Origin of the sequence: Nostoc sp. CENA543 (genome assembly GCF_002896875.1) — a bacterium.
GTDB lineage: Bacteria > Cyanobacteriota > Cyanobacteriia > Cyanobacteriales > Nostocaceae > Trichormus.
This window is the reverse complement of record NZ_CP023278.1, coordinates 2,638,646-2,651,666: the sequence shown is the minus strand read 5'-3', so window position 1 is coordinate 2,651,666 and position 13,021 is coordinate 2,638,646. Positions and strand designations below refer to the sequence as shown.

Annotated in this window: 11 protein-coding genes; 10 read left to right on the top strand and 1 reads right to left on the bottom strand. The window is 38.9% G+C overall.

The annotated features are described in order from the left end of the window. The first annotated feature begins 287 nt into the window (after positions 1-287). The 6 genes from CLI64_RS10960 (at position 288) to CLI64_RS10935 (ending at position 7,769) form a co-directional block, all read left to right on the top strand. Positions 288-1,649 (top strand): NAD(P)/FAD-dependent oxidoreductase, encoded by a 1,362-nt coding sequence (locus tag CLI64_RS10960; RefSeq protein ID WP_103137254.1) that lies wholly within the window; start codon positions 288-290, stop codon positions 1,647-1,649. A gap of 492 nt (positions 1,650-2,141) precedes the next feature. After that, positions 2,142-3,512 carry an NAD(P)/FAD-dependent oxidoreductase gene (locus tag CLI64_RS10955; RefSeq protein WP_103137253.1) on the top strand — a complete coding sequence of 457 codons (1,371 nt, stop codon included), beginning with the start codon at positions 2,142-2,144 and terminating at the stop codon, positions 3,510-3,512. 374 nt (positions 3,513-3,886) lie between these two features. Beyond that, a complete protein-coding gene (locus CLI64_RS10950; protein WP_225977562.1) occupies positions 3,887-4,303 on the top strand; it encodes a hypothetical protein in 417 nt (138 codons plus the stop codon). An 85-nt stretch (positions 4,304-4,388) separates the two neighbouring features. Then, positions 4,389-4,973 carry a Uma2 family endonuclease gene (locus tag CLI64_RS10945; protein WP_103137252.1) on the top strand — a complete coding sequence of 195 codons (585 nt, stop codon included), beginning with the start codon at positions 4,389-4,391 and terminating at the stop codon, positions 4,971-4,973. Between the two features lie 126 nt (positions 4,974-5,099). Continuing rightward, positions 5,100-6,365: an FAD-binding oxidoreductase gene (locus CLI64_RS10940; protein WP_192881735.1), complete on the top strand. Its 1,266-nt coding sequence runs from the start codon at positions 5,100-5,102 to the stop codon at positions 6,363-6,365. Between the two features lie 48 nt (positions 6,366-6,413). Then, on the top strand, positions 6,414-7,769 hold the full coding sequence (locus CLI64_RS10935) for a (Fe-S)-binding protein (protein ID WP_103137250.1): 1,356 nt from the start codon (positions 6,414-6,416) through the stop codon (positions 7,767-7,769). Between the two features lie 153 nt (positions 7,770-7,922). On the opposite strand, the gene CLI64_RS30740 is transcribed toward CLI64_RS10935, so the two are convergent. Beyond that, the gene (locus CLI64_RS30740; RefSeq protein WP_157943234.1) at positions 7,923-8,123 is read right to left on the bottom strand and encodes a hypothetical protein; all 201 of its coding nucleotides are present in this window, start codon (positions 8,121-8,123) and stop codon (positions 7,923-7,925) included. A gap of 585 nt (positions 8,124-8,708) precedes the next feature. Between CLI64_RS30740 and pstS the strand changes: the two genes are divergently transcribed. From pstS to pstB, 4 genes are all read left to right on the top strand, one after another. Beyond that, entirely contained in the window at positions 8,709-9,749 is a 1,041-nt protein-coding gene (pstS, locus tag CLI64_RS10930) for a phosphate ABC transporter substrate-binding protein PstS (RefSeq protein ID WP_103137249.1), read from the top strand. A gap of 88 nt (positions 9,750-9,837) precedes the next feature. After that, on the top strand, positions 9,838-10,818 hold the full coding sequence (gene pstC, locus CLI64_RS10925) for a phosphate ABC transporter permease subunit PstC (protein WP_103137248.1): 981 nt from the start codon (positions 9,838-9,840) through the stop codon (positions 10,816-10,818). Positions 10,819-11,029: 211 nt separating this feature from the next. Further along, positions 11,030-11,905, top strand: a complete 876-nt coding sequence (pstA, locus tag CLI64_RS10920) for a phosphate ABC transporter permease PstA (RefSeq protein ID WP_103137247.1) — start codon at positions 11,030-11,032, stop codon at positions 11,903-11,905. 28 nt (positions 11,906-11,933) lie between these two features. Next, complete coding sequence (pstB, locus tag CLI64_RS10915) at positions 11,934-12,716, top strand: phosphate ABC transporter ATP-binding protein PstB (RefSeq protein ID WP_103137246.1); 783 nt, start codon at positions 11,934-11,936, stop codon at positions 12,714-12,716. Positions 12,717-13,021: the final 305 nt, after the last annotated feature.

Here is a 13,021-nt window from a genome sequence, read left to right as displayed (position 1 = left end):
CTACAATAGTTACATACCTTAATGTAGTTCAGACTGTTAGTCTTGTCAATATAGATACTCAATACCAGTAATGAAACTTAGAAACACTACTTGAGTAAAACGCCTGCATAAAACCTTAAGTTTATTCAGATAACATAGTTGAAAATACTGAAAAAGAATTAAAGTGTAACTTTAGTCACTTTAACAAATTTTTCATATGTGCAAGCTGAACAGAAAATTTTGTGACATTTTTGATACAAATTTGTAAAGAATAGTTACAGCGTCCGTAACACAAGGAAATGTTTCTTATGGTAGATGCACTTGACAACAACCCACCCCATCAAGTTGTGATTGTTGGCGGTGGTTTTGGTGGATTGTACGCGGCAAAAGCACTGAAGAAAGCTAAGGTAGAAGTTACCCTCATTGATAAACGTAACTTTCACCTATTTCAGCCACTACTTTACCAAGTCGCCACCGGGACGCTATCACCTGCTGATATTTCCTCACCTTTACGTGCAGTGTTGAGGAAGAGCAAGAATACAAAAGTGCTGCTAGGAGAAGTCAATGATATTGACCCACAAGCACAACAAGTGATCATGGGTGATGAGAAAATACCATATGACACCTTAATTGTGGCTACAGGGGCGAAGCATTCCTATTTTGGTAAAGATAACTGGGAAGAATTCGCGCCAGGGTTAAAGACTGTAGAAGATGCAATTGAAATGCGGCGGCGGATTTTTTCAGCCTTTGAAGCCGCAGAAAAGGAAAAAGATCCAGCAAAACGCAAGGCTTGGCTGACATTTGTAGTTGTGGGTGGCGGCCCTACCGGAGTAGAATTAGCGGGTGCGATCGCAGAGTTAGCTTACCAAACCCTCAAAGAAGACTTCCGCACTATCGACACCACAGAAGCACAAGTTATCCTCTTAGAAGGTTTAGATCGAGTCCTTCCACCCTTTGCACCAGAATTATCCCAAGAAGCAGAAGCATCCTTGCAACAGTTGGGTGTGGTAGTCCAAACAAAAACTATGGTGACAAATATTGAAAATGATATTGTTACCGTCAAACAAGGTGATCAAGTTACAGAAATCGCGTCTAAGACAGTATTATGGGCGGCGGGTGTAAAAGCTTCTGCAATGGGTAAAGTCTTAGCAGAACGCACAGGTGCAGAATGCGATCGCGCCGGACGAGTTATCGTAGAACCAGACTTAAGTATTAAGGGACATAGTAATATTTTCGTCGTCGGCGACTTAGCTAACTTCTCTCACCAAAACGGTAAACCCCTTCCTGGTGTCGCACCTGTCGCTAAACAAGAAGGTGAATATGTCGCCGCATTGGTGCAGAAACGTTTAAAAGGTCAAACTCTACCAGCCTTTAATTATACTGATCACGGTAGCCTAGCAATGATTGGCCAAAATGCCGCCGTTGTCGATTTAGGCTTTATGAAATTGAAAGGCTTCTTTGCATGGTTGTTCTGGTTATTAATTCACATCTACTTCTTAATTGAGTTTGACAATAAGTTAGTAGTCATGATTCAGTGGGTGTGGAATTATATCACTCGTAATCGTGGAGCTAGATTGATTACCGGTCAAGAAGTTTCTCTAGACATAAAAACTGTGAACAGTAACGGACATTACCAGCCGAAAGAGAATAGACAGCCAGTTAATGTCTAAAAATGGGGATTGGGAATAGGGAATGGGGCATAGGGCATAGGGAATAGGGAACATATTTAGATTCAAATTTGTGGAATAGGTATTTTGCTGTATATAGGCAAAATACCTATTCCACAATTATTTTTAGCGTGTCTATCAATCTTGCATTTCTTAAAATTTTTGATAGTAACTACTCATCATTTATAAACTGATGATTTCTTTTTGTATTCTCAATAAGAAATTTCTTTAGCAAGAATAGGAAATTCTAATTTGTCAACCATATTTATCTGGCAAATTTCTCTAAATCTTGTGAAATAAGCTTTTTGATTTTATTAGTTAATCTACTCATCAAGTATTTGGTGAGTAAAAATGTCCTGAAAATCTCACAAATCGTAAAATTGATCATTTTTATGACTTTGACAATTGTTCAAAACAAGCCGCAACAATCATCACAATTTTGTTACATATTCATTAAGAATAGTTACAAAGTTCTCAAAACAAGGAAAGTCTCTTATGGTAGCTTCACTTGAGAATCATCAACCACATCAGGTCGTAATTGTTGGTGGTGGTTTTGGTGGACTGTATGCAGCAAAAGCACTGGCCAATGTGAATGTAAATGTGACTCTCATTGATAAACGTAATTTCCACTTATTCCAACCACTTTTATATCAAGTTGCTACAGGTACGCTATCACCTGCTGATATTTCCTCACCATTACGATCTGTTCTCAGCAAATGCAAAAATACACAAGTATTGCTGGGAGAAGTAAGTGATATTAATCCAGAAACAAAACAAGTTATTTTGGATGATAAAGTAGTCCCTTATGATACATTAATTGTCGCCACAGGTGCGAAGCATTCCTATTTTGGTAAAGATAATTGGCAAGAGGTTGCGCCTGGCTTGAAAACTATGGAAGATGCGATAGAAATACGTCGCCGCATCTTTTCAGCCTTTGAAGCCGCAGAAAAAGAAACTGACCCCGAAAAACGCCGGGCTTTATTAACATTTGTGATTGTAGGTGGTGGTGCTACAGGGGTAGAATTAGCAGGTGCGATCGCAGAGTTAGCTTACAAAACTTTGCAAGAAGACTTCCGCAACATCGACACCTCAGAAACCAGAATTGTACTATTACAAGGTGGCGATCGCCTACTCCCAGCCTTAGCACCAGAGTTATCGCAAGAAGCAGCAGAGTCTTTGCAAAAGTTGGGTGTGATTGTCCAAACTCAAACCCGCGTGACAAATATTGACAACGATATCGTCACCGTCAAACAAGGCGATCAATTTAGAGAAATTGCCGCCAAGACTGTATTATGGGCAGCAGGCGTGCAAGCTTCCCCAATGGGTAAAGTCTTAGCAGAACGAACTGGGGTAGAATGCGATCGCGCCGGACGAGTTATTGTAGAACCAGACTTAAGCATTAAAGGATACGACAACATTTTTGTGATTGGAGACTTAGCCAACTTCTCCCACTACAACGGTCAACCCCTCCCAGGTGTCGCACCAGTCGCAATTCAAGAAGGTGAATACGTCGCCAAATTAATTAGAAGACGCTTGCGTGGTAAAACTCTGCAACCATTTCAATACACTGATCATGGTAGTCTAGCGATGATTGGCAAAAATGCCGCCGTTGTAGACTTAGGCTTGCTCAAATTGACAGGCTTCTCTGCATGGGCGTTCTGGCTATTCATTCACATCTACTTCTTAATTGAGTTTGACAGCAAAGTATTAGTCATGATTCAGTGGGCGTGGAATTACTTCACCCGCAAACGTGGTTCAAGATTAATTACTGGTCAAGAAGCATTAGCTTTTGCTAGTGAAGCTGACGATAGTAGCAGTACAACTAATTACGCACCAGCTAACAATAAACAGACAGTCAATGTCTAATTGTTCAATTATCATTCCATCTTCAGGGTGTACAGACGTACACCCTTATTTATTAGTTATAAGGTACAAATTCAGAAACAAAGATATTTTTGAAATTACTGATTGATGAGATAATTTTTGTCTTATGTATTCTGAAAGTAGAACACGTAGGGTAGGGACAAAAATATAAGTAATTTACTTATTATTTGAGTAAAAAATATCAACAAATATCAGAAATAAGCTAAAGATTTAGTTCTACCTCTTAAGTATATACTCGTAAGACTATCTATAGAATTATGGTATAATATATATCATTAAACTTAAAGCGCGAATCAAATATTATGTTGACTCAAATACTGAGCATGAATTTACAGGATCTCAAGTGGACAACAAATGTGAAACGCGATGATGGTGACTGGGCTTATAAAAAATTTAAGGCTTCTGATCTATTCAAACTGGCTTGGAAAGATGATTATACTAATGCCAGCAAACCGAAAAAAGACGATTTGATTTTGCTAAGACAACAAGGATTTGTCACTCATTTGGTGAAAATTCTTGACTACAAACCTGAATACGAAACAGGGCAAGGTGATTGGGATATTTACCGAATAGCTGAAGTGCTTTGGAATATTGATTTTGATATTTTCCCTGTATCAGCAAAAGCAGATACCATGTTTGGATATTCACAGGTTCTCAGATATCAGGGTGGAGATGTGATGGAGTTGGCAGCTTTACCGACTTTCCAGGAGCATTGGGATAATAGGGGTGGTTTAAAAGCATTCCAAGCTCATGTCAGGAATTTTTTGGTTTGATGAAGTACAGCTTTCAGGTGAAAGAAAAGCCGACAGGAAACAGATTTTGCGGTAGCCTATTAGTAGCGAAACAGAGTAGTGACAAATGCAAATTAAACAACGCTACTATACTCCAAAGGAATACTTGGCACAAGAGGAAGTTGCGGAGTTTCGCAGCGAATACCGAGATGGAGAAATCGTGCCGATGACGGGTGGCTCAATCAACCATAATCAAATTGCTGGTAATGTTTATGCTTATTTGAAATTCATGCTTCGCAAAACAGATTTTAAACCATACATTGGTGATTTGCGATTGTGGATTTCTCGATATCGACAATACACATATCCAGATGTACTTTTGATTAAAGGTCAGCCTGTTTTTCACGAGCAACGTCCAGATACTATTTTAAATCCCTGCTTTATCGTTGAGGTACTATCAAAATCAACAAAAAACTATGATCGCACCGATAAATTTCGTTACTATCGCTCGATTGTGGAATTTCAAGAATATATCTTGATCAATCAGTATGAAATAGGGATTGAACAGTATACAAAAACTGAGGGAGATTCATGGCTATTTAGAGCCTATGAATCGGATAGTAAAAATATAATTTTTCATTCGATAAATGTAGAAATGGCAATTGAAGACATTTATGAAAATGTTGAATTTGCATTAGCTGAAACAGAGTAGTGATCAAAGTAATTGAAGCAACTTCACTAAAAACTGAAAGCAGTGCTGAAAAAATGAGAGTTCTGTGGGCGGCTATTTTGTGTCATCATCACAAAGAAGGAGATGTCGGGACTCAAAAATAAACTGATGACAGCCATTGCTTCTACTCTTGCATCTATTGTTGGCGCAGAAAATACCGTATACCCAGAAGATAAACCTCAGATTCTACAGGCGATTGGTGGTCAGCCTCCTAGTTGTCTAGTCTATCCCCAAACCCAAGCACAACTAGCCGAGGTCATCGCCACGGCTGACAGTCATAACTGGCGCGTTCTTCCCTGTGGTGGTGGGAGTAAACTTAACTGGGGTGGTTTAATTCAAGATGTTGATGTAGTGGTGAGTACGAAACACCTCAATCAACTAATTGAACACGCTGTAGGTGATTTGACTGTCACTGTGGAAGCTGGGATGAAATTTGGGCATCTTCAACAGATTTTGGCACAATCACGGCAATTTCTCGCCCTTGACCCCTCTAAACCTGATTCAGCAACTATCGGCGGAATTGTTGCTACTGCTGATACTAATTCCCTGCGACAACGTTATGGTAGTGTCCGTGACCAGCTTTTGGGGATTACCTTTATCCGTGCGGATGGTCAAATCGCTAAAGCTGGGGGAAGGGTGGTCAAAAATGTGGCTGGCTATGACTTGATGAAATTGTTTACCGGCGCATACGGGACATTGGGAATTATTAGCCAAGTGACCTTTCGGGTTTATCCTCTACAGGAAGCGTCGGGAACGGTGGTTTTGACTGGTAGTGCTGAAGCGATTTTGCAAGCTGCTAATACTTTACGCGGTTCGGCTTTGACACCTACCCAAGCTGATTTATTATCTATGCAATTAGTCTCTAGCTTAGGTTTGGGTACAGGAATGGGATTAATCGCACGGTTTCAAAGTATTCCTGAAAGTGTGAAAGAACAATCCCATCGGGTACTAGAGTTAGGAAAAACGCTAGGATTAACAGGAACAGTTTACGCCGATGCCGATGATAGCAATCTATGGCAGAGATTACAAGAAAAAATACATAATCCTGCCACCGAGTCAACAATTACCTGCAAAATAGGGATATTACCGACTGCGGCTGTGGAGGTGTTGACGGGAGTAGAAATCGGAATGGTTCATCTCAGCAGTGGTTTGGGTGTAGTGCAGGTTGTAGATCAAACTCAGGCTTTAAAAGTGCGATCGCTTTGTCAATCTCGTCATGGTTTTCTCACCGTCATTAAAGCACCTGTAGCGGTCAAACAACAAATTGATGTGTGGGGATACACAGGTAACGCTTTGCCGTTGATGCGTCGGATTAAACAACAGTTTGATAGCAAAAATCTTTTAAGTCCTGGTCGGTTTGTTGGTGGTATTTAAAGCCATTCACCCACAAATATACACAGACATCGAGAGGGGAAAATAAGTATGCAAGTTTCAGAAGATTCTACTAATAATGTCGCTAGTTTGAAAAATTTAAAAGGCTTTGATAGTAATCATCCACCTGATCCAAAGTTAATTGATAGTTGTGTGCATTGTGGATTTTGTCTTTCTACTTGTCCTAGTTATCGGGTAATAGGAAAAGAGATGGATTCCCCTAGAGGACGTATCTATTTAATGGATGCCATTAATGAAGGGGAAATTGCCTTAAATACAGCTACCGTTCAACATTTTGATTCTTGTTTAGGTTGTCTTGCTTGTGTTTCTACTTGTCCTTCTGGTGTACAGTATGACAAGTTAATTTCTGCTACTCGCCACCAAGTTGAACGCAATTATCCCCGCACTTTCTCAGATAAATTCATTCGTCAATTAATATTTGCTTTATTCCCTAACCCAGATATCTTACGGATTTTATTAATCCCTTTATTTGTTTATCAAAAACTCGGTTTACCTAAACTAGTTCGTGCCACAGGTTTACTCAATAAAATATCACCCCGCCTGGCAGCAATGGAATCAATTCTGCCAGAAATTACTATCAAATCATTTCAAGATAATCTACCGACTATTATTCCTGCACAGGGTAAGAAACGCTATCGTGTAGGGGTAATTTTGGGATGTGTACAACGCTTGTTTTTCTCACCAGTGAATGAAGCAACTGTAAGGGTGTTAACTGCCAATGGCTGTGAAGTTGTGATTCCTAAATCTCAAGGTTGTTGTGCAGCACTCCCAGAACACCAAGGACAAACAGCACAGGCGAAAGCATTAGCTAGACAGATGATTGATAGTTTTGCTAACACTGGGGTAGATTACATTATTATCAATGCGGCTGGTTGCGGTCATACTTTAAAAGAATACGGTCACATCTTAGCAGATGATCCAGAATATCGCGAAAAAGCGCAAGACTTTGCAGCTAAAGTTAAAGATGCTCAGGAGTTTTTAGGTAATGTCGGTTTAACAGCAAAATTGTTACCTGTAACAGATAAACCTGTGAATTTAGTTTATCAAGATGCTTGTCATTTATTGCATGGACAAAAAATCAGTGTACAACCACGACAGTTATTAAGACAAATTCCAGGTGTGAATTTAAAAGAACCATTAGATGCGGCTTTATGTTGTGGTAGTGCTGGGGTTTATAATATGCTCCAGCCAGAAGTTGCGGAAGAATTAGGGAAACAAAAAGTGCAGAATTTATTAAATACTGGTGCTGAATTAATTGCTTCTGCTAACCCTGGCTGTTCATTGCAAATTACCAAGCATTTGCAATTGCAAGGGAAAAATATCACTCTTATGCACCCGATGGAATTATTGGATTATTCCATTCGGGGTGTGAAGTTGGATTTATAGCGATGTCTCCATTCTATTTAATAGACAATAACCCCTGTTTTTTAACGAAACAGGGGTTATTAGTTTTGGCGTTTATTTCTCTTAAACCCTATTGTATATTCCAGCATATCTGCACAAACTTTAACTATAAATTAACCATTTAGTTGACTCTCCTTAACCCATAACAGCATTAATTTCAGTTATCCTGAGTAGCGGATAGGCATTATTTCCTAATAAATAAGCACTACCCCGATCAAACATGGCGAGAATATACCGTCGATTCCTGGCAGATAGTCTGGTGATGTGGACTCTGCCAGTTTTATTTTTGCAATTTAGCTCATCAATTTTCCTAGAAATCTTATTTACTGAATTCATCACAATTGTGATGTAAATATATCATTTTAGTTATTAAATCTTGTTTAAACTTCACCCAGGCATTTGGCTCATATTCAAAAATGAAATAGTATCACTAACCTCTTATAGTGTAATAAACTATCCAGCTAATTATATAGTTACATACACTATATATGCTTCAAAAACGCAAGGAATAGATATTCAGATTATGAGGAAAATTATATAGTTCTTAGTGAATAAGAAATTAACTAAAAATATATTGGCAATTGTCAAAATCTGACTTCATTATTCACAATTTAATGAATATATTTGAACATTACATAATTGTGAGAGCTTTTTGAATCAATAGACACAAACCCCAATATTAACATACGTCTGCTACGCATTTATCATCATAATTAATAACAGAATCTATATAGTAAGCCATAATTCATCACCTATCTTTAACTTTCCTTCATCTATTAAAAAAGCCTGCCATAGATTAATTTATTTTAACCACATTTTAAATGTGCTTTTACTATTCCTTAACCTGATTTGAAAACAAAAAATGTAGCTTGATGAAGGTTTTGATTCAAGCACCAAGTATTCCTTAAGCTACGAGGCGATATGGTTTTTTTTACCACCGTTTTTCAGCGTGTTTTTAGCACCGCAGTATTAGCATCTGCTGTTGCTGTTACTCCTATTTTGACAGCCACAGCTCAGGCTCAAACTCTTAACGGCGCAGGCGCAACTTTTCCCGCTCCATTATACGAAAGATATGCTCGTGAAGTGAGAAAGAAGCATCCAGAGTTGAAAGTCAACTATCAAGCTATTGGTAGTGGTGGTGGTATTCGTCAAACCATTGCTGGAACTGTTGACTTTGGTGCTAGTGATGCTGCAATGAAAGATGATGAAATTGCTAAAGTCAAAAATGGTGTCATCTTAGTTCCCACTGCCGGTGGTGCGGTTTCAGTTGTTTATAATGTTCCCGGAGTTAGCAATCTGAGATTGTCCCGCGCTACATTACCAGCAATTTTTTCCGGTCAAATTACCAATTGGAACGACCCAAAAATTAAAGCTGATAACCCTAATGTCAACTTACCAAATCAACCAATTAAGTTTGCCGTCCGTGCTGACAGTAGTGGTACAACTTTCATTTTCACTAATCATTTAAGCAGTATTAGCCCTTTTTTCAGAGGTAGAATTGGTGCTAACACTGCTCCTAAATGGACTTTACCAAATGTACTCAAAGGTAAAGGTAATCCAGGTGTAGCTGCTTTAGTAGCTCGTACTCCTGGGTCGATTGGGTATGTTGAATATAGCTATGCTGTTGCTAACAAGCTCAGATCCGCAGAGATTCAAAATAAGAGAGGAGAATTTGTTGCGCCTTCTTTACAAACTGCAAATGCGGCTTTATCGACTGTCAGTTTCCCAGACAATTATCGCGTATTTGTAGGAGATCCAGGACAAGGTTATCCCATCGTCGGTCTGACCTGGATGATGGTTTACAGACAGTATTCCAATGCTGCTAAAGCGGATGCGATTAAAAAATGGATTAATTGGGTGTTAACAGATGGTCAACAATTCAATGATGACCTCAACTACACCAGAATTCCTTCTAGTACAGCTAATCGGGTACTACAAACAGTCAATAGCACTGTCAAATAAACACTAAATTTTTGTCAGTTCTTTATTTAATGAGGGTGGACTATTTGTCTACTCTCACATCAATCATATTTATGAATTTGTAATTGGTATGGCAAATTTATCTGAACCTGAAAATAATGTTTCTAATGCCAGTTTAGAATTAACAGCTAATGATGGGATAAATTATTGGTTAAATCAGAGTTTTACTTGGCTAATCTACACATTTTCTGCTCTGACGGTGGCGATACTATTTGTGATGAGTTGGATTATTTTCCATGAAGCTCAACCCGCCATCGGTAAATTTGGTATTGGTTTTTTATGGGGGAAAGATTGGGATGTCGGAAATCAAATCTTTGGTGCATTACCCTATATTTATGGAACCTTAGTTAGCAGTGCGATCGCGATTTTCATTGCCTTTCCCGTAGGTATAGCTGTTGCTTTAGTCACCAGTGAAAACTTTCTCCCCATCACCGTCAAAACTACATTAGCATTTGTAGTAGAATTAATCGCTGCTATTCCTAGTGTGATTATAGGTTTGTGGGGGATTTTTACTTTTATTCCTGTCATCGAACCTGTACAACAATGGTTATCTGCAAATTTCAGTTGGATACCATTCTTTAAATCAGACCTCCCTATCGGGACAAATATGTTAACTGCTGGGATGATTTTAGCCATCATGATTTTACCCACAATGGCAGCTATTTCCCGTGATGTATTAATAGCCATACCCAAAGAACTCCGCACAGCCTCTATGGCTTTGGGGGGAACTCGTTGGGAAACTATTTTTCGTGTGTTATTACCTGCGGGTTTTTCGGGAATCGTCAGTGCAGCCATGTTAGCTTTAGGACGCGCCTTGGGTGAAACTATGGCCGTAACTATGGTAATTGGGAACTCGGCTCAAATTAGTTTATCTTTACTTGACCCAGCTTATACTATTCCCTCTGTATTAGCTAATGAATTCGCTGAAGCTGAACCAGGATTACACATTGGCGCATTAAGTTATTTAGGCTTAATATTATTTGCCTTAACTTTAATTATCAACATCATCGCTAGATTATTGGTGCAGTGGTTTGGTCAGAAAAATAAATAGATGATCAAAGTCAATCAATTTTAGATTTTGGATTTTAGATTTTAGATTGACTGTCTTCTCTAAGAGAGTCCACAGGTAGCAGACGCAGCACAGCGAGTATTTTAGATTTGTTCAACCTACGGTGGGACTGGTACCACAAACAATCCAAAATCCCAAATTTAAAATCTAAAATTCGGAGGGTCAATCAACAATTATTGCACTGATGAACAATATGGAAAATTACCGACAACCAGAAATAGATAAAATTTTAGCAGCAGAATTATATAGTCCTCTGCCATCCAGCAGACTATTATTTACTCACTTCATGAATTTTATTGCCTTTGCCTTAGCAGCTTTAGCATTAATTCCTCTGTTTTCAATTTTGTGGGAAATTATCAAGCGAGGTATAGGCGGAATCAAAACAGAAATGTTTGTTAAATCAGTGATTGATAATGGTTTTGGTAATGCCATTTTAGGCACAATCACAGTTGTAGCGATCGCTTCTTTATTAAGTATCCCCATCGGACTATTTACAGGGATATTTTTAGCAGAATTTGCTCAAACCAATTCCATCACTCGTTTCGTCCGATTTATTACAAGTATTCTCACTGGCGTTCCTTCTATTGTTGTGGGTATATTTGCTTATGGTGTGATAGTTTTATCAACCAAAAGTTTTAGTGCGATCGCAGGTGGTTTTGCTTTAGCAACTATCATGTTACCCATCATTGTCCTCACTACTGAAGAAGCGTTAAAACTCATCCCCATAGAACAGCGTCTGGCCTCAGCTGCTTTAGGTGGGACACGCTTTCAAACTACTTTTCGTGTCGTCGTTACAGCCGCTATCCCCACAATTACCACAGGTGTTTTATTGGCTGTAGCTCGTGCAGCAGGCGAAACCGCACCGCTTATTTTTACTGCTTTATTTAGTCTTGATTGGTCTGCGGGATTACTCACTCCTACCGCTTCCCTACCCGTATTAATCTTTAATCTCTACAACGACCCCGACCCAGAACGCAGTCAATTAGTTTGGACAACTTCTATCATTTTACTCGGCTTAGTTTTGTGTGTTAGCCTCATTTCTCGGTTAGTTACTAGTAAGAAAAAGTGAATTAAAACTGTCAGACATCCCTAGCATCATGAATCAGTTAAATCCAGCTATTAGAGTTAAAAGTCTCAGCTTTTATTACAACACTACCTCCAAGGCTATTGAAGGGGTGTCTATGGATATTTACCAAAACCATGTCACTGCAATTATCGGCCCTAGCGGTTGTGGTAAATCTACATTTATCAAAACCCTCAATCGTATTAGTGAATTAGAAGGCCCCGTAAAAGTAGAAGGAAAAGTAGAATTTTTCGGTCAAAATATTTATGACCCCCGCATCAATATCAATAGACTCCGCCGTCAAATTGGTATGGTCTTTCAAAGACCAAATCCTTTTCCTATGAGCATCTATGAAAATGTTGCCTATGGTGTGAGAATATCAGGCGGACTACCACAAGCAGAATTGGATGATATCGTAGAATCTGCACTCAAAGGCGCAGCACTTTGGAGTGAAGTTAAAGATAAACTCAAGCAATCAGCACTTGGTCTTTCTGGAGGTCAACAGCAGCGATTATGTATTGCTCGTGCTTTAGCTATCAAACCAAAAGTATTGTTAATGGATGAACCCTGTTCAGCACTCGACCCCATCGCAACTATGAAAGTTGAAGAACTCATTCATAGCTTGCGTTCTGAACTGACCATCGCTATTGTCACCCACAATATGCAACAAGCAACTCGCGTTTCTGATTTTACAGCCTTTTTCAGTACCGATGAAAGTCGTATTGGTCAAATGGTAGAGTTCGGTACTACAACTCAAATTTTTAGCAATCCCCTCGATCCTCGCACCCGTGATTACGTTTCAGGACGTTTTGGTTAAGTCCTGTCTGAGTGGTGAGTAATGAGTAATGAGTAATGAGTAATGAGTAATGAGTGCTGTTATCGGTGGCGCAGCATTTAGTCAGTGATGAGAGAGAAATAAAAATTCCACTTTGTCTACCTTCCAATCCCCAATCCCTGACTCTTGATAAGTCGGGGATCTTTTTTATAACTGCTCTATTAACTGAATTTTCTCAAAACATTCTTAAGATAAAAAATCTATCAACATAAAATTAAAAAGCTTTGATAAACTTTTGCGTCTAGTTGTAAGAGAGTTTAGTAATGTTTTTAATTTATATGTTCCTA